The sequence below is a fragment of the Streptomyces sp. NPDC006516 genome (assembly GCF_040611875.1).
Taxonomy (GTDB): Bacteria; Actinomycetota; Actinomycetes; order Streptomycetales; family Streptomycetaceae; genus Streptomyces.
This window is the reverse complement of record NZ_JBEXPD010000002.1, coordinates 332404-355560: the sequence shown is the minus strand read 5'-3', so window position 1 is coordinate 355560 and position 23157 is coordinate 332404. Positions and strand designations below refer to the sequence as shown.

Genomic DNA, 23157 nt, shown 5'->3' with positions numbered 1-23157 from the left:
CCGCCCCTCGCTCCCTAGCCTGTTCGACGGTCTGTACGCACGGGAGTCTAGGCCCTGTTAAAGAGACGGTAAGCAGCCCCGTCGCACAACGGGTGATGCGAGTGGGACGCGGGCGGCGGCACGGCAGGTGGGGTTATCCCTACTCCGCCTCACCCACGAACCCCATGGCGTGGGCGCGCCCCGCCCGGCACGCTGGTCGTATGACCATGAGCCCCTCCCTGCCGGACAACGACCGGCCGCCACCCGCGCGCTTCGCCTTCGACCGGTGGACCTGGAAGGAGATCGCGTATCTCCTGGCCAACCTGCCGATGGCGATCGCCGGTTTCGTCTACACCGTGTTCCTGGTCGGCGTGGGTGCCGGGCTCTCCGTCACCGTGATCGGGCTGCCGCTACTCGCCCTCGGGTTGCAGGGCGCGCGGGGTCTCGGCCGGGCGGAGCGCGGACGGGCGCGGGCGATGCTCGGGTTGCGGATCGAGGAGCCGAGCCCGATGCCGCGCGGCCGCAGGTCCGGGGGCTTCTTCGCCTGGCTGTGGGCGGGGCTGAAGGACCCGGTGGGCTGGAGGGCGTTGCTGTATTCGTTCATGCGGCTGCCGTGGGGCGTGGCGACGTTCGCCGTGACGCTCGCGAGCCTGTTCGTCCTGTGGCCGGTGCTGCCGTACATCGCGCGCGCCCTGACGAACGCGGACCGCGCGATGGCACGTGCCCTTCTCTCGCCCTCCGACGAGCTGGAGCGCAGGATCGCCGAGCTGGAGTCGGACCGTGGCGTGGTCGTCGACACGGCGGCGGCGGACCTGCGCCGCATCGAACGCGACCTCCACGACGGCGCACAGGCGCGCCTCGTCGCCCTCGCCATGGGCCTGGGCCTGGCGAAGGAGAAGCTCACCGACGACCCGGAAGCCGCCGCCCGCATGGTCGACGAGGCACACGGCGAGGTCAAGGTCGCCCTCCAGGAACTCCGCGACCTCGCCCGCGGCATCCACCCCGCCGTCCTCACCGACCGCGGACTGGACGCCGCCCTCTCCGCCATCGCCTCCCGCTGCACCGTCCCCGTGACCGTGTCCGTCCAGCTGACGGGCCGCCCGGCGGAGGCCATCGAGGGCATCGCGTACTTCACGGTCTCCGAGCTGCTCCAGAACGTCAGCAAGCACAGCCGGGCCCGTGCGGCTTCCGTCGACGTGTGGCGGTCGGGCGACCGGCTGCTGCTCCAGGTCCGGGACGACGGGACCGGCGGTGCCCGGCTCGACGGCGGTACGGGCATGTCGGGGCTGGCGGAGAGGCTGGGAGCGGTCGACGGGCTGTTCGTCGTCGATTCCCCGGAGGGCGGCCCCACCACCGTCACCGCGGAGCTGCCGTGGCGCGACCGCACCGCCACGACGGCCAAGCACGTAGAACCGGCGTGACCCAAGCCGCAGCGGGCGCCGGGCCCGGCGCCATGGTGGGGAAAACCCCCTGCCGGATACGGAGACCGTCCTCATGGTGCGAGATCCCCCGGCACAGCAGTCTTGAGACATCAGCCGTCATATCGGCCCGCGGGGCACTCCCGCTCATCAGAAACGGACGGACGCCACTCATGGCCACGGCATACGGACCGGACACGCGGGACCACCACAGGCCCGGCAGCACCGGGCCGGGGAGCCACCCCCCGGCGAAGCACCTCCTCCCCGCGGGGCTGCGCGCGCCCTTCGAGGGCCGCACCTGGCGCGAGCTGGGCTATGTGCTCCTGAGCCTGCCGATCAGCGTGGTGCTGTTCAGTTTCGCGATCACCATGGTGTCGCTCGGACTGGGCATGCTGATCACCTTCCTCGGCATCCCGATCCTCGCCGCCGGCCTGGCGATGTGCCGCGGGTTCGGCGCGATGGAGCGCGGCCGGGCGCGCGCGATGCTGGGGCTCGACGTCGCGGATCCCGCCCCGGTACGCGGGAAGGGCGGCCTGATGTCCTGGGTGGGGACGGTGCTGAAGAGCGGGGTGTCCTGGCGGCACCTGCTCTACTGCGTCCTGCACATGCCGTGGGCGGTGTTCGCGTTCAACGTCGCGGTCGTCTTCTGGGCGTACGGCCTGGCGGCCCTGACGTATCCGCTGTGGCGCTGGGTCTTCCCGGCGTACGCGGGCACCGACGGCATACAGCTGTACGGGGACAGGACCCATCAGGTCTACCTCGACTCCCCCGCCGAGATGGCGGTCACCAGCGGTCTCGGCCTGGTCCTCGTCCTGGTCTCGCCGTGGCTCGTCCGTGGCCTGGTGTCCGTGGACCGGGCGATGGTACGGGGCCTGCTCGGCCCCTCCAGGCTGGCCAGCAGGGTCTCCGAGCTGGAGTCGGACCGTGGCGTGGTCGTCGACACCGCGGCGGCGGACCTGCGCCGCATCGAACGCGACCTCCACGACGGCGCACAGGCGCGCCTCGTCGCCCTCGCCATGGATCTGGGCCTGGCGAAGGAGAAGCTCACCGACGACCCGGAAGCCGCCGCCCGCATGGTCGACGAGGCACACGGCGAGGTCAAGGTCGCCCTCCAGGAACTCCGCGACCTCGCCCGCGGCATCCACCCCGCCGTCCTCACCGACCGCGGACTGGACGCCGCCCTCTCCGCCATCGCCTCCCGCTGCACCGTCCCCGTGACCGTGGTGGTGGACCTGGAGTCGCGGCCGGCGCAGGCGATCGAGGGGATCGCGTACTTCACGGTCTCCGAACTGCTCCAGAACGTCAGCAAGCACGCCCGGGCCACCCGGGCCTCGGTCGACGTGTGGCGCGCGGGCGAGCGGCTGATGCTCCAGATCAGCGACAACGGGCAGGGCGGGGCCGATGTCTCCGGGGGCAGTGGCCTGGCCGGGCTGGCCGAGCGGCTGGACGCGGTCGACGGCGTGCTCGTCGTCGACTCGCCCACCGGCGGCCCGACGACCGTCACGGCGGAGCTGCCCTGGCGTGGCTGACACCGCCCGTCGCGGGCCACCGGCCCGGTACCGGCCACCGCCGGGCCCGGGCTCCGTGCGGGCCACCCACGCAGTGCCCCGGCCGCCATCACGGCGGCCGGGGCACTGCGGCGCGTCCGGTGCGTCCGGCAACGGCTCCGAGGGCGCGTCCGGTGACACCCGGCAACGCTTCCGGCGGCGCGTCCGGACGCAGGCCCCGCGACGGTCCGGACGGTCCGGACGGCACGGAACACCGGTGTACGGCGCATCCGGGCACCGATGCTGGAATGCTGGGCACACAGGGCGGCGCACGCCGAGCGGCGTACGCACGAGGCACCGACAGTGGGGGACACAACGTCGTGGAGGAAAGAGTGCGGGTCGTCATCGCCGAGGATTCGGTGCTGCTCCGGGAGGGGCTCACCCGGCTGCTGACCGATCTCGGGCACGATGTCGTCGCGGGGGTGGGGGACGCCGAGGCACTGATCAAGACGGTGGCCGACCTCGCGGCGCAGGACGAGCTGCCCGATGTGGTCGTCGCCGACGTGCGCATGCCGCCGACCCACACCGACGAGGGGGTGCGTGCGGCGGTGCGGCTGCGGAAGGACTACCCCCGCATCGGGGTGCTGGTGCTCTCGCAGTACGTCGAGGAGGAGTACGCCACCGAACTGCTGGCGGGCAGCAGCCGCGGGGTGGGCTATCTGCTGAAGGACCGGGTGGCCGAGGTCAGGGAGTTCGTGGACGCCGTGGTCCGGGTGGCGCAGGGCGGTACCGCGCTGGACCCGGAGGTGGTGGCGCAGCTGCTGGGCCGGAGCCGCAAGCAGGACGTGCTGGCGGGGCTCACGCCGCGCGAGCGGGAGGTCCTCGGACTGATGGCGGAAGGGCGTACGAATTCGGCCGTCGCCCGGCAGCTCGTGGTGAGCGACGGGGCCGTGGAGAAGCACGTCAGCAACATCTTCCTGAAACTCGGCCTGTCGCCCAGCGACGGGGATCATCGCCGCGTTCTGGCCGTTCTGACCTACCTGAAGTCCTAGCGGCGCGATGATCTTTCGGCGATGATCTGGATGATCCACCCCTGGTCGACCGAAACTCAAGGCCTAGGACGAAAGGACGAGTATCGCCCGCCGGGATGCCCGTACCCCCTGGTGACCGGGGCCCCGGGAATATGGCCGTCACGAATTCCTGTCCGGAAAACGCGTCCACCATATGACCGGTCCGAGGAAGGCGACCCTTACAGAAGTAGGGTGGTGCCTGGACCGCCGGCGGGCCGGCCGGTCCTCGAGCCGCCGCCCCAGGGAGGTCCAGTTCAGTGACCAGCCAGGTCAGTAGCCCAGCCGGTAAGTCCGATGAGGCCAGCGAGGCTGTCGTCGGGGAGCAACGCGCCCCGCACATTGATCGTACGGGCGCCATCGAGAAGGAAGTCCGTCGTCTCGACCGGGTGATCATCCGTTTCGCGGGTGACTCCGGTGACGGCATGCAGCTCACAGGTGACCGCTTCACGTCGGAGACGGCGTCGTTCGGGAACGACCTGTCGACGCTGCCGAACTTCCCGGCCGAGATCCGGGCGCCCGCAGGCACCCTTCCGGGTGTGTCGTCGTTCCAGCTGCATTTCGCGGACCACGACATCCTCACTCCGGGTGACGCACCGAATGTGCTGGTCGCGATGAATCCCGCCGCACTGAAGGCGAATATCGCCGATGTGCCACGCGGGGCCGACATCATTGTGAACACCGACGAATTCACCAAGCGCCCCATGGCGAAAGTCGGATATGACGAGTCCCCTCTCGAGGACGGGTCCCTGGAGGCGTACAACGTCCACCCGGTGCCCTTGACGACATTGACGATCGAGGCACTCAAGGAGTTCGGGCTTTCCCGCAAGGAGGCCGAGCGGTCGAAGAATATGTTCGCGCTCGGGCTGTTGTCCTGGATGTACAACCGTCCGACCGAGGGGACGGAGGCATTCCTCCGGTCCAAGTTCGCCAAGAAGCCGGACATCGCCGAGGCGAACGTGGCGGCCTTCCGTGCGGGCTGGAATTTCGGTGAGACGACGGAGGATTTCGCCGTCTCGTACGAGGTCGCACCGGCGTCACAGGCATTCCCCACGGGCACCTACCGCAATATCTCGGGGAACCTCGCCCTGTCGTACGGCCTGATCGCGGCGGGCCGGCAGGCCGAGCTGCCGGTCTATCTGGGGTCCTATCCGATCACTCCGGCGTCGGACATTCTGCATGAGCTCAGCAAGCACAAGAACTTCGGCGTGCGGACGTTCCAGGCGGAGGACGAGATCGCCGGGATCGGGGCGGCGCTCGGCGCCGCGTTCGGCGGGTCCCTGGGGGTGACGACCACGTCAGGTCCGGGTGTGGCGCTGAAGTCGGAGACGATCGGGCTGGCGGTCTCGCTGGAACTGCCGCTGCTGATCATCGACATCCAGCGCGGCGGCCCCTCCACCGGTCTGCCGACCAAGACCGAGCAGGCGGATCTGCTTCAGGCCATGTACGGGCGTAACGGCGAGGCACCGGTGCCGATCGTGGCGCCGAGGACCCCGGCGGACTGCTTCGACGCCGCCCTGGACGCCGCCCGCATCGCGCTGACCTACCGGACGCCGGTGTTCCTGCTCTCCGACGGCTACCTGGCGAACGGCTCCGAGCCGTGGCGGATCCCCGAGGCCGACAGTCTTCCGGATCTGCGGACGCGGTTCGCGAGCGGCCCGAACCACGAACTCGCCGACGGCACCGAGGTGTTCTGGCCGTACAAGCGGGACCCGGAGACCCTGGCGCGCCCCTGGGCCGTACCGGGCACCCCCGGGCTCGAACACCGGATCGGCGGGATCGAGAAGCAGGACGGCACGGGCAACATCTCCTACGATCCGGCCAACCACGACTTCATGGTCCGCACCCGTCAGGCGAAGGTCGACGGCATCGAGGTCCCCGACCTGGAGGTCGACGACCCGGCCGGCGCGAGGACCCTGGTCCTGGGCTGGGGTTCGACGTACGGGCCCATCACCGCGGCGGTACGGCGGCTCCGCGCGGGCGGAGAGAGCATCGCGCAGGCCCACCTGCGCCATCTCAACCCGTTCCCCCGGAATCTCGGTGAGGTGCTGAAGCGGTACGACAAGGTCGTCGTCCCGGAGATGAATCTCGGTCAGCTCGCGATGCTGATCAGGGCCAAGTACCTCGTGGACGCCCAGAGTTACAACCAGGTCAACGGAATGCCGTTCAAGGCCGAGCAGCTCGCCACAGTCCTCAAGGAGGCCATCGGTGCCTGACACAAACGCCAACGAGCTCCTCCAGCTGGTCCCCAAGGCCGAGGGCAAGCAGTCCATGAAGGACTTCAAGTCCGACCAGGAGGTGCGCTGGTGCCCGGGCTGCGGTGACTACGCGGTCCTCGCGGCCGTGCAGGGCTTCATGCCCGAACTGGGGCTGGCCAGGGAGAACATCACGTTCGTCTCCGGCATCGGCTGTTCGTCCCGCTTCCCGTACTACATGAACACCTACGGGATGCACTCCATCCACGGCCGCGCGCCCTCCATCGCGACGGGCCTGGCCACCTCCCGGCGCGACCTGTCCGTCTGGGTCGTCACCGGGGACGGCGACGCCCTGTCCATCGGCGGCAACCACCTCATCCACGCCCTGCGCCGCAACGTCAACCTCAAGATCCTGCTGTTCAACAACCGGATCTACGGGCTGACCAAGGGCCAGTACAGCCCCACGTCCGAGGTCGGCAAGATCACCAAGTCGACGCCGATGGGCTCGCTCGACGCCCCCTTCAACCCGGTCTCGCTGGCGCTGGGCGCCGAGGCGTCATTCGTCGCCCGCACGGTCGACTCGGACCGCAAGCACCTCACGAGTGTGCTGCGGGCTGCGGCGGAGCACCCGGGCACCGCCCTGGTGGAGATCTACCAGAACTGCAACATCTTCAACGACGGCGCCTTCGAGGTCCTCAAGGACAAGGAGCGGGCCGAGGAGGCGGTCATCCGCCTCGAACACGGCAAGCCGATCCGCTTCGGGGCCGACGGCGGGAAGGGCGTCGTCCGCGACCCTTTGACGGGCGACCTGAGCGTCGTCACGGTGACGGAGGAGAACCAGTCACGCGTCCTCGTGCACGATGCCCACAATCCCAGCCCCACGACGGCGTTCGCGCTGTCCCGGCTGGCCGACGCCGACACGCTGCACCACACGCCGATCGGCGTCCTGCGCAGCGTGGAGCGCCCGGTCTACGACGCGCTCATGTCCGACCAGCTCGACGCCGCGATCGAGCAGCACGGCAAGGGTGACCTGAGCGCCCTGCTGGCGGGCAACGACACCTGGACCGTGGTCGGCTGACCGGCCGTCACTCCTGATCACCGAGGCCCGGAGCCGGTCGGCTCCGGGCCTCGTCGTATGCCTCGCGGGCCGTCTCGACCGCGTCCAGCCGGCGCTCCGTCCACCTGGCGAGCCCCCAGACCTGCTCCGCGGCCTCCCTGCCGAGCGGGGTGAGCGAGTAGTCCACCCGCGGCGGGATGACGGGCTTGGCGTCCCGGTGCACGAAGCCGTCACGCTCCAGCGTCTGGAGCGTCTGGGCCAGCATCTTCTCGCTGACCCCGCCCACGGCCCGGCGCAGCTCGCTGAAGCGGTGCGGGCGTTCGAGCAGTGTCGCGAGCACGAGCACCCCCCAGCGGCTGGTGACGTGTTCGAGGACCAGCCGGGAGGGGCACATCGGCTGGTTCACGCTGGGGGTTCTGCTCATACTTACGTCCACACCAGTACCTTACTTCAAAGTTGGTACTTTCGGATAGAAAGTGCACCTCCTACAGTGAGTGCAGAGAGTCCGTTCCCAGGATCAGCGCACGCATCACCAGGAGAAACGCATGAGCATCGTCGTCACAGGAGCAACAGGACAGCTCGGCCGTCTCGTCGTCGAGCGGCTGCTCGCCGAGGTCCCGGCGGAATCGATCGCCGCGGTCGTCCGCGACAAGGAGAAGGCCGCGCCTCTCGCCGCCCGGGGCGTCGAGATCCGTGTCGCCGACTACGACCGGCCCGAGACCCTCGCCGGCGCCTTCCGCGCCGGTGACCGCGTGCTGCTGGTCTCCGCCGACCAGGTCGGCCGGCGTATCCCCCAGCACACCGCGGTGATCGACGCCGCCAAGGCCGCGGGTGTGGCGCAGCTCGCGTACACGGGCGTACTGGGCGGCCCGGACGCGGACTTCGAGCTGGCCGCCGAGCACAAGGAGACCGAGCGGCTGATCCTCGACTCCGGGATCCCCCACACCTTCCTGCGCAACGGCTGGTACACCGAGAACTACACCGCGAACCTGGCGCCGGTCCTGGAGCACGGCGCCGTCGTCGCCAACGCCGGCGAGGGCCGCATCGCCTCCGCCACACGCGGGGACTACGCGGCCGCCGCGGCCGCCGTACTGACCGGTGAGGGACACCTCGGCGCGACGTACGAGCTCAGCGGGGACACCGCGTGGTCGCTGGCCGAGTACGCGGCCGTGGTGTCCGAGGCCACGGGCAAGGAGATCGTCTACAACAACGTCCCGGCCGCCACGCATCAGGAGATCCTCGTCGGCGCCGGTCTGCCCGAGCCCTTCGCGGCGATCCTCGTCGACGTCGACGCGGCGATCGAGCGCGGCCTGCTGGCCGGGACGAGCGGGGACCTGGCCCGCCTGATCGGCCGGCCGACCACTCCCCTGGCCGAGACGGTCGCCGAGGCACTCGCCACCGCCTGAGCCGGCCGCCGAGGCACCCGGCCGAGTCGGTCGCCGACGCACCCGGCACCGCCTGAGCGGGCGGCCATCCGCTCGGTGTCACGACCGTTTCCGTGAGACGGCTATGACACGGAGCCCTCGCGGCGCTACCGTCGTGCAGTCGGACGATCGCCGACCAGGAGTGCCGGGAGGGCCCGTGGACGGGAAGAACGAACAGCGGGCAGGCCTGCTGTACGGAATAGGCGCGTACGGGATGTGGGGGCTCGTGCCCCTCTTCTGGCCGCTGCTGGAACCGTCTGGTGCGGTGGAGATCCTCGCCCACCGCATGGTCTGGTCGCTGGGTGTCGTCGGGATCGCCCTGCTGTTCCTGCGCCGCTGGGCCTGGATCGGCGAGCTCGTCCGCCGGCCCCGGCGGCTGGGGCTGATCGCGATCGCCGCGACCGTCATATCGGTCAACTGGGGGCTCTACATCTGGGCCGTCAACAACGGCCACGTCGTCGAGGCGTCCCTCGGCTACTTCATCAACCCCCTGGTCACCATCGCCATGGGCGTCCTGCTGCTCGGCGAGCGGCTGCGTCCGGCGCAGTGGACCGCGGTGGCGACCGGTTTCGCGGCGGTGCTCGTACTGGCCGTCGGCTACGGGCAGCCGCCGTGGATCTCCCTGGTGCTGGCCTTCTCGTTCGCCGTCTACGGCCTGGTGAAGAAGAAGGTCGGCATGGGCGGCCTGGAGTCCCTGGCCGCCGAGACCGCCGTCCTCTTCCTGCCCGCGCTCGGCTTCCTGCTGTGGCTGGGGGCGAGCGGCGACGCGACCTTCCTGTACGGAGGCGCGGGGCACGGCGCACTGCTCGCCGCCACGGGCCTCGTCACCGCGATCCCGCTCGTCTGCTTCGGGGCCGCGGCCATCCGGGTTCCGCTGTCCGTGCTGGGCCTGCTCCAGTACCTGGCACCGGTCTTCCAGTTCACCCTGGGCATCCTCTACTTCCACGAGGAGATGCCGCCCGAGCGGTGGGCCGGGTTCGCGCTGGTCTGGGTGGCGCTGATGATCCTGACCTGGGACGCGCTGCGCACGGCGCGGCGGACCAGGGCGGAGGCGCTGCGCCTGGCCGTACGGGCGGCGGAGGCGGCCACACCGGCGGGGACGGCTTCCGCCCGCCCCGCGGAAGCGGACCCCTCGGGCGTAAAATAGTTACTTGGTTGCTTTTTTGACTCGGTTGCGTTTTCCTGTCCTGGCAGGACGACGCGAACCGAGGAGCAGTCATGACCGACGTACTGATCGTGGGTGCGGGCCCGACCGGACTGACGCTGGCCTGCGATCTCGCCCGGCGCGGGATCGCCGTGCGGATCGTGGACAGGTCGCCGGAGCATCCGCGCAGCTCCCGGTCCAAGGGGCCCAACCCCCGTTCTCTTGAGGTGCTGGAGGATCTCGGCGTCCTCGACCGGGTGATGGCGGCGAGCGCGGCGCCCCTCCCGATGCGCAAGTACCGCGACGGCGCGCCCGTCGCCGACGCCGACCCGTACGCCGGCTCCGCGCCGACACCGGATGCGCCCTACGACAGGGGACGGCTGATCGCCCAGTGGCGGCTGGAGGAGATCCTGCGCGACCGTCTCGGCGAGCACGGCGTGCGTGTCGAGACCGGCACCGAGGTGGTGGGCCTCGCTGAGGACGCCGGCACGGTGACCGTGACCTGCGCCGACGGCTCCCGCACCGAGGCTCGGTACGTGGTGGGCTGCGACGGCGCCCACAGCCGTGTACGCAAGCTGATGGGCATCCCGTTCGAGGGTGAGACGGACGAGGAGCAGGTGATGGTCTGCGGCGACGTCGAGATCACGCCAGGTGTGCTGGACCGGGACATCTGGCACCAGTGGTTCGACGAGGACGGAGCCGTGATGCTCTGTCCCGTCCCCGGCACCCGGGCGGGCTGGTGGTTCCAGTCCGGCCCCGAGAGGGGCGCTGACGGCCGCCCGCTGCCCCCTTCCCTCGACGGCTTCCGGCGGCTCTTCGCACGGCACACCCGGCTGCCCGCCGCCCGCCTCACCGACGCCACACTGCTCTCGACCTACCGCGTCAACGTGCGCATGGTGGACCGCTACCGGGTGGGCCGGGTGCTGCTGGCAGGGGACGCCGCCCATGTGCACGCGATCGCGGGCGGTCTCGGCATGAACACCGGCATCCAGGACGCCTTCAACCTCGGCTGGAAGCTCGCCCAGGTGGTGCGGGGCCGGGCCGGCTCGGAACTGCTGGACTCCTACGAGGAGGAGCGGCTGCCGGTCGCCGCCTGGACGCTGGACCTCACCTCGGAGCGGCTGCGGGCCACGCTGGAGGCGATCAGGAAGCCGGGCGGCGGACTCGACGCCGCCCTCAGCCCCTCGACCTCGGGACTCGACCTGGGTTACCGGTGGAGTTCCCTCGCCCGCCCCGGAGGCGAGGGCGAGGTGCGGTCCGGCGACCGCGCGCCCGACGCCCCCTGCCACGAGGCGGCGAGCGGTGCGCCCACCCGCCTGTTCCGCACCTTCGCCGGTCCGCACTTCACGGTGCTGGGCTTCGGCGCGGGCAGTGAGCCTTCGCTGCGGGAGGCCGCGTCCGTCCACGGCGACGCGGTGCGCGCCTGCCGGATCCTCGGTCCCGGAGCCACGGAGTCCGAGAGGGCGGGAGCCGGTCCGCACGCCCTGCACGACCGGCGCCGGCTGGCCCGCGCGGCGTACGGCATCGACGGGGACGCGGTCGTCGTGATCCGGCCGGACGGTCACGTGGGACTGATCTCGGGGGCCGGCGACCCGCGCGCGGTGCGGGAGTATCTGGCCGTGCTCGACGGGTCCGGAGGCCGGTAACGGTGAGGGGGGCAGGCATGGTGGACGGGGCACGCAAAGGCTGATTGAGTGCCCGGATGGGGACCATCCTGAAGGACATGAGGCACGTTCAGTGGCATGAGCTGCGCCATGCCCAGGGCTCCGCGTCCCAGGTCCCCGGACTGCTCTCGCGCATCGCCTGGGGCGACAGCGAGTCGGCCGAGGACGCGCTGAGCGAGCTGCGCCTGTGGATAGCCGCGATGTCGGTGTTCGACGCGACGGTCGCCACCGTGCCGTTCCTCTGGGAACTGGCCGCCATGGAGACGGTGAAGGACCGGGCCGGTGTGCTCGGACTGCTGCGGACGATCCTCGCCCACGGCCACGCCCACCACCCGGAGTGGGCCAGGGACGCACACCTGGCGGTGCTGGCGGGCCGGCAGACGGCCGAGCGGCTGGCTGTCGACGGGGATCCCGAGGTGCGGAAGGCAGCCGGACAGCTGCTGGCCGCACTGGGCGGGCACGTCTGCGAGACCTGTCCGCCGGAGTGAGGAAGCCGGACTGCGGACGCCCGACTGCGGACGTCGGCCGCCGGGCTGAGGGCGCCGGCCCACGAACCGCGCGGCGCGCCGGGCGTGGCCGTTGCCGTCCTCTCCGCGCAACCAGTATGAACATCTCATGACGCTGCACTGGAAGCTCGTGATCGATGCCGGAGACCCGCACGCCCAGGCCGACTTCTGGGCCGAGGCGCTGGGCTACCTCGTGGAGGACAACAGCGCCCTGATCGAGGAACTGCTCGGCGCCGGGGCCGTGCCCGAGGCCGCCACTGTCCAGCCGCACGGACGCCGGGCCTGGCGCGATCTCGCCGCGGTGCGGCATCCGGACGATCCGTACGACCAGAAGAGCGGGACGGGGCTCGGGCGCCGGCTGCTCTTCCAGCGCGTACCGGAGGTGAAGTCGGTGAAGAACCGCCTCCACATGGACGTCCACTCGGCCCCCGGCGAGCGCGAGGTCGAGGTGGAGCGGCTCGTGCGCCTGGGCGCGGGCGTGCTGAGGACCGTCGACCACCCCGGGGGCTCCTGGCAGGTGCTCCTGGACCCGGAGGGCAACGAGTTCTGCGTCCACTGACAGGCCCGACCGTCCGCGCAGGTCAGCGAGGTACGGCGGGAAGCCGATCTCTCTAGGCTGACCCTCATGTTCACGCCACCCGCCGTATACACCCTCGTCGCCACGGATCTGGACGGCACCCTGCTGCGTTCCGACGACTCCGTGAGCCCCCGCTCCCGCGCCGCCCTCGCCCGTGCGGCGGCGGCGGGTGCCCGGCACCTGATCGTCACGGGGCGCCCGGTGCCGGGCATACGCGCCCTGCTGGCGCACCTCGGCTACGACGGCCTCGCGGTCTGCGGACAGGGTGCTCAGGTGTACGACGCCGGGGCCGGCCGCATGGTGAGTTCGGTGACGCTGGACCGGGAGCTGGCCGACGCGGCGCTCGGCAAGATCGAGGCCGAGGTGGGCCAGGTGTTCGCCGCGGTCGACCAGGACGGCGCCGACGGCCGGACCCTGATCGAGCGGGGCTACCGTATGCCGCACCCCACGCTCCCCGCCCAGCGGGCCGAAAGGCGCGAGGAGCTGTGGGCGGCACCGGTCATCAAGGTGCTCATACGCCACCCCGCCCTGACGGACGACGAGCTGGCCGCCGCCGCGCGAGGCGCCGTCGGTGACCTGGCCTCCGTCACGATGGCAGGTCCGGGCACGGTGGAACTGGCGCCGTACGGCGTGGACAAGGGCACCGGGATCGCGCGGGCGGCCCGGCTGCTGGGCCGCGATCCGGCGGGGGCGGTGGCGTTCGGCGACATGCCCAACGACCTGCCCATGTTCCGCCTCTCCGGGCACCGGGTGGCGATGGCCGGCGCGCACGCGGAACTCAAGGCGGAGGCCGACGAGATCACGCTGTCCAACGAGGACGACGGGGTCGCGGTCGTCCTGGAGCGGGTGTTCGCCTAGGGGCCGTTCCCCTCCGGGACCGACGACGGCCGGAAATCCCCCTCATAACTTCATGCACATGCATATGATGCGTACGCAGGTAAAAGTCGTATGCATACAACTGGGGGCACAGCATGGCCACGCGCACCTTCCTCTTCCTGCTCGGCAGCAGCCGCCCCGGCGGCAACACGCAGACGCTCGCCCGGCTCGCGGCCGAACAGCTGCCGGCCGGCACCGAGCAGCGGTGGCTGGACCTGCGGGACCTCCCGCTGCCCGACTTCGAGGACCGGCGGCACTCGGAGGGCCACTCCACACCCACCGGGCACGCGGCGACCCTGCTGGAGGCGACACTCGCGGCGACCGACGTGGTCATCGCCTCACCGCTCTACTGGTACGCGGTCTCCACCTCCGCCAAGCGCTATCTGGACCACTGGTCGGGCTGGCTGGAGACCCCCGGCGTCGACTTCGAGCGGCGGATGGCGGGGAAGACGCTCTGGGGGGTCACCGCACTCGCCGACGCCGACCCGGCGGTCGCCGACCCCCTCGTGGGCACGCTGCGGAATTCCGCGCGCTATCTCGGGATGTGGTGGGGCGGGGTGCTGCTGGGCAACGGCAGCAAGCCCGGTGACGTGCTGTCCGACACCGCCGCCACAGCCCGGGCGAAGGACTTCTTCGGCTGACGCGGTCGAGACCTGCGCGCGGCCGGCCGAGGACTCGGCTGACGTGGCCGGGCCGAGGTCGGACCCTTCACGCCGGGGCCTTCGCGTTGGCAGGGCGAAGGTCCGGGCCTTCAGCCGCCGGGGCGGCCCGGAGCGTCCGCCGAGGCGTCGCCCGGGGCGGCGCGCAGGGACCGCAGGACATGGGCCACCAGGGCGGCGACCGTCGCCTCGTCCTGGGCGGGCTTCCGCAGCACCGCGCGGTAGTAGACCGGCCCGTAGAGCATCTCCACCGCGAGCGGCAGGTCGGCGCCCAGGGGTATCTGCCCCTGCTCCTGAGCACTGCGCAGGCGCCCCACGGCGGCTTCGAAGCGTGGGCCGACCAGCTGCTCGCGCACGGCCCGCGCGAGGACGTCGTCGTGGTGCAGCTCCGAGAGGATGCCGGCGTACGCGGGCCCGTAGGGGGCGGTGGAGAACAGCCTCACCGCGCCGTTCACATGGGTCCGCAGGTCGGCGTCGATGTCACCGGTGTCGACGAACGGCGTGGCGTCGATGAGCACTTCGGCGAACGCCTCCAGCAGCACCGCGGCTTTCGAGGGCCACCACCGGTAGATCGTCTTCTTGCTCACACCGGCGCGGGCCGCGATGCCCTCGACGGTGACGCGGCCGTAGCCCTTCTCCGTACACAGCTCCAGAGCGGCGTCCAGCGTCGCCCGCCTCGACCTCTCACTGCGACGCAGGGAACTCGGCGATGTGATCATTCGGTGAGCATAGGGGGATTACACCCACCGCTTGTTGACAGGTCGTCGCCAGAAGTCGAACAATGACCAGGCTGGAAACGGAACGTACCGTGTCGTGACGCTCCGTGCCGCACCGTTCGTGCCGTTCGTGCCGCGACGAGCCGATCGGGGGACGGCTCGACCGGCCGACGGCGCGGACAGCACGCGTGAGGCCGTTCAGACGGTGATGTCCTTCGTCGTGAGACGCGCCCAGGCCGCTGAGCCGAACACCGCCGCGTAGATCGCCTGCAGACCCAGATTCCGGACCATCTCGTCCCAGTAGACCGGGTCGCGCAGCAGGTCCGTGAAGGACAGCCAGTAGTGCGGGAAGAGATACGGGTGGATCGCGTCCAGCTGCGGCATCGCGTCCAGGATCTGCACGGTGACCAGCACCCCCACGGTGGCGGCCATCGCCGCGATCCCGCTGTTGGTGAGCGTCGATACGAACAGACCCAGTGCCGCGAACCCGCCGAGGGACACGGCCACAACGACCGCGATCAGGCCGGCCCGCAGCAGTCCGTCGCCGAAGCCGATGCGCGTCCCCGAGATCGTCGTGACCTCTCCGACCGGGAAGAGCAGCGCCCCGGTGGCGAGCGCCGACGCGGCCACCACGAGGGTGGCGAGCAGGCAGAACACGAGCACGGACGCGTACTTCGCGAGCAGCAGCCGGGTACGGCCCGCCGGGGCGACCAGCAGATACCGCAGGGTCCCGGCGCCGGCCTCGCCCGCGACGGAGTCCCCCGCGATGACGCCGACGGCCATGGGGAGGAAGACGGGGAGCGTCGCGGAGAGGGCCGCGAAGACCAGGAACAGGCCGTTGTTGGTGACCTGGGAGAGGAACGCCGGTCCGCCCCCACCGCCCCCGGGCCCGCCCTGCGAGCCGTCGCCCGTCTCGATCCGGACGGCGATCCCGATGAGCACCGGCACGGCCGCGAGCACTCCGAGCAGCGCCAGGGTGCGCCCCCGGCGGAGCATGGTGGTCAGCTCGGAACGGAGGATCCCGAGGGTCCACAGCGCGCGGCGCGGCGTGCGGGGCCCGGATACGGCGGTGAGTTCAGCCTGCGACATCGAATCCCTCTCCCGTGAGTGCGACGAAGGCGTCCTCCAGCGAGGCCCGTTCGACGCCGAAGGCGCGTACGCGGACGCCCCCGCGCACCAGCGCGGCGTTGAGGTCCGCGAGCTCCACCTCACCCGGTGGCGCGTCGGCGCTCACCCGGTCCCCGTCGGTGACGAGCCCGGTCGCACCGTGCTCCCCGAGGATGCGGGCGGCCGGGCCGGGGTCCGGAGTGGTGACGGCGAGCCGGCCTCGGGTGCCCGCGGCGAGTGCGGATACGGGGCCCTGCACGACGAGCCGGCCACGGGCCATCACCGCCGCGTGGGTGCAGACCTGTTCGATCTCGTCGAGCAGGTGGGATGAGAGGAAGACGGTGGTGCCTTCAGCCGCCAGTTCCCGGATGAGCGACCGGATCTCGCGCATGCCCTGCGGGTCGAGGCCGTTGGTCGGCTCGTCCAGCACGAGCAGCTTGCGCGGCCGGAGCAGCGCGGCTGCGAGCCCGAGGCGCTGCTTCATCCCGAGCGAGTACGCCTTGGCCTTCTTGCCGGCCGCTGCCGCGAGCCCGACCCGCTCCAGGGCGTTCTCGACACGGGCGCGCCGGGTGCGCGGATCGGCCGTCGGGTCGGCGGAGTCGACGCGTACGAGATTGGCGCGGCCCGTCAGGAAGCCGTACAGCGCGGGGCCCTCGATCAGTGCGCCGACCTGCGGGAGCACGGTGCGGGCCGCCCCCGGCATCGGGCGGCCCAGGACGCGCGCGCTGCCGGAGGTCGGGTCGATGAGGCCCATCAGCATCCGGATCGTGGTGGTCTTGCCCGAGCCGTTGGGCCCCAGGAAGCCGAAGACACTGCCGCCGGGGACGGCGAGGTCGAGCCCGTCGACGGCCAACTGCCCGCCGCGGTAGCGCTTGGTGAGCCCGCGCGTCTCGATCACGGCGGCGGGCCCCGGCCCCGTGCCCGGCTCCACCGCCGCGGCCTGTGTCTCGGTCATGCGCACTCCCGCTCCCGTCCCGCCGTCCGCGGGGCGTGTCTCGACCGTACGGGTCTCCCTGGCGCCGCCGAGCGGCCCGCACCGGCGCTCCGGCCGGGTACGGCTCCCGCACCGGCCGGGTACGGCTCCGCCCCGCCGTACGGAGCGTACGGCGGGGCGGGGCGTACGGTGCGTCCTACTTGGCGGTGTCGGCCGCCTTCACCAGCGCGTCCGGGGTGACCGCGCCGACGTAGACCTTGCCGTCGTCCGTCATCAGGGCGTTGACCAGGCGCGTCTTGAAGACCGTGCCCGAGCCGAACTCTCCGGTGACCTTGTCGCCGAGGGCGTCCAGGAACTGCTGCGCCTGGGCCGGCATGTCGTCGGAGCCCTGCGCGGGAAGGCCGGCGCCGCCCGGGATCTCGATCTCGGCGACGGTGTTCCAGCCCTCACCGATGACGTCGAGGCCCTTGAAGTCCTTCAGGGCGCCGAGGTCCTCGTGGGCCTTGTCCGTCCCGCCGTTCTTCTCGGCCTCGGCCTCCAGCTCGTCGGCCTCGGTCACCTTCGCGCCCTTGGGCGGGGTGAAGGTGAAGGAGGACGCGGCGGGCTTCTCGAAGTCGACCTTGGTGAAGCCGGCGTCGATCGCGGCCTTGCCGCCGCTGCTCGGAGCCAGCGTGAACTTCAGCGGTACGCCGGTCGAGGCGTCGACCGCGACGGTGACGGACTTGACGGTCGAACCGGACTGCTTCGGCTTGATCAGCAGCTGGTACGCGTCACGCCCCGCCACCTGCGCCGTGCCGTCGACCGTGACGGACGTGGTGTCGCCCGCCGCGGCGAGTGCCTCTTCGGCGAACTCCTTCGGGGTGGCGGGCAGGCCTTCGGGGGTCGCGCGCTTCCCGGCATCGGCGCCGGCCTCGCGGTCGGACCGCGCGTGGTAGACCTCGTTGCTCTCGCTGTCGTATCCCCAGACGTCGTCGCCGTTGTGGACGACGCTGTACTCGGAGCCCTCGCCGAGGATCGAGAGCCGCTGCTTGTCGGGGCCGTCGACCGCCACGCGGAGCGTGTGGGTCCCGGAGGCGAGCTCCATCAGCTTCGCGTCCGGGGAGGCGCTCGACTTGTCGCCGCCCGCCTCCGGGGCGAAGGAGCCCGCGAGCCCGCCGAGTGCGGGGATGCCGAGGTCGGTGCTGACCTTCAGCGTGCCGGAGAGCTGCTCCTCGTCCGATGCGGCGATCTTCTCGATCAGTTCCTGCGCCGTGATGTCGGGAAGCTCCGGGTCGCCGGAGTCCGCGAGTGCCGGGACGAGTCCGATCGTCGCCGCCACCACTCCCGCCACCGCGAAGGGGACGATGTAGCGCGCCGCCTTCCGGCGGCCCACGACAGTGCCCGTGGCCTCGCCGTTGGTCTCTGCGCTGTCGTTCGGTGCCATGTGTGCTCTACCTCCGTGGTCGGCGGCTGCCATCCCGTTGCACGTACACTCCCCGCCGCCATTCTCACCCGATGTGGTCAGGAGTGGTTGTCATCCATCTGACCAAATCGGGCGGGAACAAGCGTCAGCCCTCGGGAGCAACTCCGTGTACCTCTCCGGGATGACCCGGGAGTACGGAGGGCGCGGACACCCCTAGGGGTTCAGCCCGCGCGGTGCACCACAGCGTCACACAGCTCTTCGAGCGCGGCCTTCGCATAGCACTCGGGCAGCGGCGCCAGGGCGGCCCTGGCCTCCTGGGCGTAGCGGACGGTGTCCCGGCGCGCCTGCTCCAGCGCGGGGTGGGCGCGCAGCCTGCGCAGCGCCTCCGCGAGCCTGTCGTCGTCGCCGAGGTCGCCGTCCAGGAGCTCCACGAGCTCCTTGTCCTGGGGGTCGTCCCCGGCCGCCGCCCGCGCGCGCAGGTGGAGTACGGGCAGGGTGGGGATGCCCTCGCGCAGGTCGGTGCCCGGTGTCTTGCCCGACTCGTGGGAGTCGCTGGCGATGTCCAGGACGTCGTCGGCGAGCTGGAAGGCGATGCCGAGGCGTTCGCCATACTGGGTGAGGATGTCGACGACCGATTCGTCGGCTCCGGCCATCAGGGCGCCGAACCGGCCGGAGACGGCGACCAGCGAGCCGGTCTTGCCGCCCAGCACGTCCATGTAGTGGTCGACCGGGTCTCGGCCGTCCCGCGGTCCCGCGGTCTCCAGGATCTGACCGGTGACCAGGCGTTCGAACGCCTCCGCCTGGATGCGTACGGCCTCCGGGCCGAGGTCGGCCAGGATGTGCGAGGCACGCGCGAAGAGGAAGTCGCCGGTCAGCACCGCGACGGAGTTGCCCCAGCGGGCGTTGGCGCTGTCCACCCCGCGGCGCACGTCCGCCTCGTCCATCACGTCGTCGTGGTACAGCGTCGCCAGGTGCGTCAGCTCGACGACCACGGCCGCGGGAACGACCCCCGGGGCGTCGGGGTCACCGAACTGGGACGCGAGCATCACCAGCAGCGGCCGGAAGCGCTTGCCGCCCGCACTGACCAGGTGCTGTGCGGCCTCCGTGATGAAGGGGACCTCACTCTTGGTCGCGTCCAGCAGCCCCGCCTCGACAGCGGCCAAACCGGCCTGGACATCGGCCTCAAGCGCCTGGTCCCGCACGCGCAGTCCGAACGGCCCGACGACGGTCACGAGGAGATCTCCTGTCTGCTGACGATCACACTGAATGTCGATGTGTCGCTGTCATCACTCAACTCAGCGTATCCGGTCCCCTTTGGATCACCGTGGGCGCCTTCCCGCCACCGCCGGTATGTTCGGGATCAGCTCATACGATCAGGAGTTGTCGCTTTGTCCCACACCGTGACCGGTACCGAACCGACCCAGCCGCCGCCGGGCGACGACACGGCCTTCTTCGGCCAGCCCCGGGGCCTGATGACCCTGTCCGGGCTGGAGGTCTGGGAACGTTTCTCGTTCCTCGGGATGCAGGCGATCCTGGTCCTCTTCTTCGCCGACCAGGTCTCCGACGGCGGCATGGGCATGGAGCCGGGCACCGCCGCCTCGGTGTCCGCCGCCTACGGCACCCTGGTCTACCTGGTCTCCGTGGCCGGTGGCTGGCTGGCCGACCGCATCCTCGGCTCGTACCGCGCCGTGCTGTACGGCGGCATCCTCATCGCCTGCGGCCACTACGCCATGGCCGTGCCGACCGCCACGATGACCTGGGTGGGGCTCGGACTGATCAGCGCCGGCACGGGCCTGCTCAAGCCCAACGTGGCCTCGATGGTCGGCAAGCTGTACCGCACGGAGGACGACCGCCGGGACGCCGGCTTCGCGCTCTACTACATGGCCATCAACATCGGCGCCTTCGCCGGCCCGCTCGTCACCGGCTGGCTGGGTGACCACGCGAGCTGGCACTGGGGATTCTCGGCCGCCGCGTTCGGCATGACGCTCGGCCTGATCCAGTACGTCGCGGGCCGGCGTCACCTGGCCGGGCGAAAGCACGGGGCGGAGTACGCCCTCGCGCGCGGCCCCATGCGCCGGGCCGTGCTGCTGATCGTCATCGGCATCGTCGTGGCCGGCCTGGTGGCCACCGCCCTGGTGCTGGCCGGCTGGCTGACGATGGACCGTTTCGTCGACGTGCTCACGCTGGTCTCGGTGATCGCGCCCGTCGTGTACTTCGTCGTGATGTTCCGGAGCCCCCGGGTGACCCCGGAGGAGCGCGGCAGGCTGCGGCCGTACGTCGTGCTGTTCCTGGCGTCCGTCGTCTTCAACTTCATCCTCTTCCAGGCCTACTCCACGATGATGCTGCTGGCCTCGACGAACGCCCGGACGGAGATCTTCGGCTTCCACTTCCCGGCGAGCTGGTACGCCTCCGCGCTGGGCGCCTTCGAGGTAGCGCTGGCGCCCGTCGTGGCGGCCGTCTGGGCCCGCATGGGACCGCGCCAGCCGCACGCGGCGAACAAGATCGCGATCGGGGTGATCCTCGGCGGCCTCTCCTTCCTGCTGATGGTCCTGCCGACCTCCGGGCACGCAGACGACACCTACCGGATGACCGCCTGGTGGATCGTCGGCTCCTATCTGCTGCTCGGACTCGGCGACGTCCTGCTGGAGACCTCCGGCATGTCCGCGACCACGAAGCTCGCCCCCAGGGCGTTCGCCAGCCAGACGATGGCGCTGTGGTTCCTGTCCCTGGCCCTCGCCAACGGCGTCCAGGCACAGATCGTGAAGCTGTACGGCGAGGTCTCCAACCCCGCCTACTTCGGTGTCAATGGTGCCGTCGCGGTGGTGGCCGGTGTGGCCGTCGTCGCCGCCGCTCCCTGGCTCAAGCGCACCATGCACCCCGTCCACTGAGGTACGCCATGCACATCCGCACCGAATTCCCGTACGAGACCATCCACGAGGACCTGTACATCCCTCTCGCGGACGGCACGCAGCTGTACGCCCGGATCTGGCGGCCGGTCACCGACGAACCGGTGCCCGCGCTGCTGGAGTACCTCCCCTACCGGCTGAGCGACTGGACCGCGCCGCGCGACTGGCAGCGCCACCCCTGGTACGCGGGCCACGGCTACGCCTCCGTACGGGTCGACGTGCGCGGGCACGGCAACAGCGAGGGGATGCCGGGCGACGAGTACGACGCGACGGAGGTCGCCGACGGGGTCGCGGTCGTGCACTGGCTCGCGGCGCAGGAGTGGTGCTCGGGCCGGGTCGGCATGTTCGGCATCTCCTGGGGCGGCTTCAACTCGCTCCAGATCGCCGCGCTCGCCCCGGAACCGCTGAAGGCGATCGTCACCGTCTGCTCGGCCGACGACCGCTACGACAACGACGTCCACTACATGGGCGGCTCGGTCCTGGGCGTGGACATGCACGCCTGGGCAGCCACCATGCTGGCCTTCGTCTGCCGGCCCCCGGACCCGGCGGACGTCGGCGACGACTGGCGGGACATGTGGCTGCGGCGACTGGAGAAGGTCGACCCGTTCATCCACACCTGGCTGGCGCACCAGACCCGCGACGACTACTGGAAGCACGGCAGCGTCTGCGAGGACTACGGTGCGATCGAGGCCAAGGTCCTGGCGGTGGGCGGCTGGCACGACCCGTACCGGGACACGGTCCTGCGGCTCGTGGAGCACCTCGACCCCGGGCAGGTGCGCGGACTGATCGGCCCCTGGTCGCACCAGTACCCGGACCGCGGGCTTCCGCCGGGACCCGCGATCGGCTTCCTCCAGGAGACGCTGCGCTGGTGGGACGAGCATCTCAAGGACAAGGACACCGGGGTGATGAACGAGCCGCTGCTGCGCTCCTGGATCAGCGGCTCCCACCGCCCCTCCACGGTCTACGAGACGCTCCCCGGCCGCTGGGTCGGCGACGCGGCGTGGCCGTCGGAGAACGTCGCCCCCATCACGTACGCCCTGGGGGGCGGGGGGCAGATCGTCCGGTCGCCGCAGCAGACGGGGCTGGACGCGGGCCGCTTCTTCCCGTTCGGCAACGACGCCGACCTGCCGCCCGACCAGCGGGACGAGGACGCCAAGTCGGTGTGCTTCGAGTTCCCCGTGGAGGACGCCCCGATCGAGATCCTCGGCCGCCCCCGGATGACGCTCCTGCTCCGGATGGACGTACCGCGCGGCCAGGTGATCGCGCGGCTCTGCGACGTGGCCCCGGACGGTGCTTCCACCCTGGTGACCCGCGGCGCCCTCAATCTGGCCACCCGGCACGGGCGCGACCGCGCGGAGGACTGGCCCGTCGGGGAGGCCGAGTACGTGAACTTCGAGCTGAACGGCATCGGGCACACGTTCCCGCCCGGCCATCGGATCAGGGTCGCCATCTCCTCCTCGTACTGGCCGTGGATCTGGCCCCAGGCCGGTTCGGCGGGCTTCACGCTGGAGGCGGAGGGCAGCCTCGTCGAGCTCCCGGTGCGCCGGCACACCGAGGACGCGGGGATCACCTTCGGCGAGCCGGAGCAGGCGGAGCCTCTGGGTGTCGTGTATCCGGTGACGCTCGAAGAGCCCCGGCCGGAGCGCCTGGTGGTCCGCGACGTCGCCAAGGGCGAATGGCGCCTGGAGGTGGACCCGCGCTACGGCGGCACCCGTGTCTACCCGGACGGGCTGGAGTTCACCGAGGACGCGCTGGAGACCTACACGATCCAGCAGGACGACCCGCTGTCGGCCCGGGCCCGCTCGGACTGGACGATCCGGCTGCACCGCCCCGAGATGTCGTGGGACGTACGGATCGAGACGCGGTCGGAGACGAGCGCGGACGCGGACGACTTCATCACGTCCAACGAGGTCGTGTGCAGGGACGGTGAGGAGATCGTCTTCCACCGGACCTGGGAGAAACGGATCCCCCGCACGGCGGGCTGACCAGGGTTATCACGTAACTTTCCGGGCATTACGCCTACTTGAGGCACTGCCGCC

20 protein-coding genes are annotated in these 23157 nt (G+C 71.1%); 14 read left to right on the top strand and 6 right to left on the bottom strand.

The genetic code is table 11. The features are described from left to right. Positions 1 to 200: 200 nt before the first annotated feature. The 5 genes from ABZY45_RS07710 (at position 201) to ABZY45_RS07690 (ending at position 7224) form a co-directional block, all read left to right on the top strand. Positions 201 to 1400 (top strand): sensor domain-containing protein, encoded by a 1200-nt coding sequence (locus ABZY45_RS07710; protein ID WP_356737230.1) that lies wholly within the window; start codon positions 201 to 203, stop codon positions 1398 to 1400. A 170-nt stretch (positions 1401 to 1570) separates the two neighbouring features. Beyond that, positions 1571 to 2926: a sensor domain-containing protein gene (locus ABZY45_RS07705; protein ID WP_356737228.1), complete on the top strand. Its 1356-nt coding sequence runs from the start codon at positions 1571 to 1573 to the stop codon at positions 2924 to 2926. Between the two features lie 350 nt (positions 2927 to 3276). After that, the gene (locus tag ABZY45_RS07700) at positions 3277 to 3936 is read left to right on the top strand and encodes a response regulator transcription factor (RefSeq protein ID WP_356738720.1); all 660 of its coding nucleotides are present in this window, start codon (positions 3277 to 3279) and stop codon (positions 3934 to 3936) included. Between the two features lie 275 nt (positions 3937 to 4211). Beyond that, the gene (locus tag ABZY45_RS07695) at positions 4212 to 6167 is read left to right on the top strand and encodes a 2-oxoacid:acceptor oxidoreductase subunit alpha (RefSeq protein ID WP_356737226.1); all 1956 of its coding nucleotides are present in this window, start codon (positions 4212 to 4214) and stop codon (positions 6165 to 6167) included. Beyond that, complete coding sequence (locus tag ABZY45_RS07690) at positions 6160 to 7224, top strand: 2-oxoacid:ferredoxin oxidoreductase subunit beta (protein WP_356737224.1); 1065 nt, start codon at positions 6160 to 6162, stop codon at positions 7222 to 7224. Before ABZY45_RS07695 ends, ABZY45_RS07690 begins: the two co-directional genes overlap by 8 nt. Before the next feature lie 7 nt (positions 7225 to 7231). Here the strand turns inward: ABZY45_RS07690 and ABZY45_RS07685 are convergent, their stop codons facing one another. Further along, positions 7232 to 7627 carry a helix-turn-helix domain-containing protein gene (locus ABZY45_RS07685; RefSeq protein ID WP_356737222.1) on the bottom strand — a complete coding sequence of 132 codons (396 nt, stop codon included), beginning with the start codon at positions 7625 to 7627 and terminating at the stop codon, positions 7232 to 7234. Between the two features lie 121 nt (positions 7628 to 7748). On the opposite strand from ABZY45_RS07685, the gene ABZY45_RS07680 reads away from it, so the two are divergent. From ABZY45_RS07680 to ABZY45_RS07650, 7 genes are all read left to right on the top strand, one after another. Beyond that, on the top strand, positions 7749 to 8609 hold the full coding sequence (locus tag ABZY45_RS07680) for an SDR family oxidoreductase (protein WP_356737220.1): 861 nt from the start codon (positions 7749 to 7751) through the stop codon (positions 8607 to 8609). A gap of 175 nt (positions 8610 to 8784) precedes the next feature. Beyond that, on the top strand, positions 8785 to 9774 hold the full coding sequence (gene rarD / locus ABZY45_RS07675) for an EamA family transporter RarD (RefSeq protein ID WP_356737218.1): 990 nt from the start codon (positions 8785 to 8787) through the stop codon (positions 9772 to 9774). 71 nt (positions 9775 to 9845) lie between these two features. Beyond that, the gene (locus ABZY45_RS07670; protein ID WP_356737216.1) at positions 9846 to 11417 is read left to right on the top strand and encodes an FAD-dependent monooxygenase; all 1572 of its coding nucleotides are present in this window, start codon (positions 9846 to 9848) and stop codon (positions 11415 to 11417) included. Positions 11418 to 11473: 56 nt separating this feature from the next. Next, on the top strand, positions 11474 to 11923 hold the full coding sequence (locus ABZY45_RS07665) for a hypothetical protein (RefSeq protein WP_356737214.1): 450 nt from the start codon (positions 11474 to 11476) through the stop codon (positions 11921 to 11923). 127 nt (positions 11924 to 12050) lie between these two features. Continuing rightward, complete coding sequence (locus tag ABZY45_RS07660) at positions 12051 to 12500, top strand: VOC family protein (protein ID WP_356737212.1); 450 nt, start codon at positions 12051 to 12053, stop codon at positions 12498 to 12500. A gap of 66 nt (positions 12501 to 12566) precedes the next feature. After that, positions 12567 to 13376 carry an HAD family hydrolase gene (locus ABZY45_RS07655; RefSeq protein WP_356737210.1) on the top strand — a complete coding sequence of 270 codons (810 nt, stop codon included), beginning with the start codon at positions 12567 to 12569 and terminating at the stop codon, positions 13374 to 13376. Between the two features lie 113 nt (positions 13377 to 13489). Continuing rightward, on the top strand, positions 13490 to 14035 hold the full coding sequence (locus ABZY45_RS07650; protein WP_356737208.1) for an NAD(P)H-dependent oxidoreductase: 546 nt from the start codon (positions 13490 to 13492) through the stop codon (positions 14033 to 14035). Between the two features lie 110 nt (positions 14036 to 14145). Here ABZY45_RS07650 and ABZY45_RS07645 read toward each other — a convergent pair whose 3' ends face one another. The 5 genes from ABZY45_RS07645 to ABZY45_RS07625 form a co-directional block, all read right to left on the bottom strand. Beyond that, the gene (locus ABZY45_RS07645) at positions 14146 to 14772 is read right to left on the bottom strand and encodes a TetR/AcrR family transcriptional regulator (RefSeq protein WP_356737206.1); all 627 of its coding nucleotides are present in this window, start codon (positions 14770 to 14772) and stop codon (positions 14146 to 14148) included. A 195-nt stretch (positions 14773 to 14967) separates the two neighbouring features. Continuing rightward, the gene (locus tag ABZY45_RS07640) at positions 14968 to 15858 is read right to left on the bottom strand and encodes an ABC transporter permease (protein WP_356737204.1); all 891 of its coding nucleotides are present in this window, start codon (positions 15856 to 15858) and stop codon (positions 14968 to 14970) included. Next, the gene (locus ABZY45_RS07635; protein WP_356737202.1) at positions 15845 to 16831 is read right to left on the bottom strand and encodes an ABC transporter ATP-binding protein; all 987 of its coding nucleotides are present in this window, start codon (positions 16829 to 16831) and stop codon (positions 15845 to 15847) included. The genes ABZY45_RS07640 and ABZY45_RS07635 overlap by 14 nt, the downstream gene beginning before the upstream one ends. 175 nt (positions 16832 to 17006) lie before the next feature. Then, entirely contained in the window at positions 17007 to 18233 is a 1227-nt protein-coding gene (locus ABZY45_RS07630) for a DUF2092 domain-containing protein (protein ID WP_356737200.1), read from the bottom strand. Positions 18234 to 18433: 200 nt separating this feature from the next. After that, positions 18434 to 19444 carry a polyprenyl synthetase family protein gene (locus ABZY45_RS07625; RefSeq protein WP_356737198.1) on the bottom strand — a complete coding sequence of 337 codons (1011 nt, stop codon included), beginning with the start codon at positions 19442 to 19444 and terminating at the stop codon, positions 18434 to 18436. A gap of 156 nt (positions 19445 to 19600) precedes the next feature. Between ABZY45_RS07625 and ABZY45_RS07620 the strand changes: the two genes are divergently transcribed. Together ABZY45_RS07620 and ABZY45_RS07615 are read left to right on the top strand one after the other, a co-directional pair. After that, positions 19601 to 21100 carry a peptide MFS transporter gene (locus ABZY45_RS07620; protein WP_356737195.1) on the top strand — a complete coding sequence of 500 codons (1500 nt, stop codon included), beginning with the start codon at positions 19601 to 19603 and terminating at the stop codon, positions 21098 to 21100. 8 nt (positions 21101 to 21108) lie between these two features. Further along, entirely contained in the window at positions 21109 to 23103 is a 1995-nt protein-coding gene (locus ABZY45_RS07615) for a CocE/NonD family hydrolase (RefSeq protein ID WP_356737193.1), read from the top strand. The last annotated feature ends 54 nt before the right edge of the window (positions 23104 to 23157 follow it).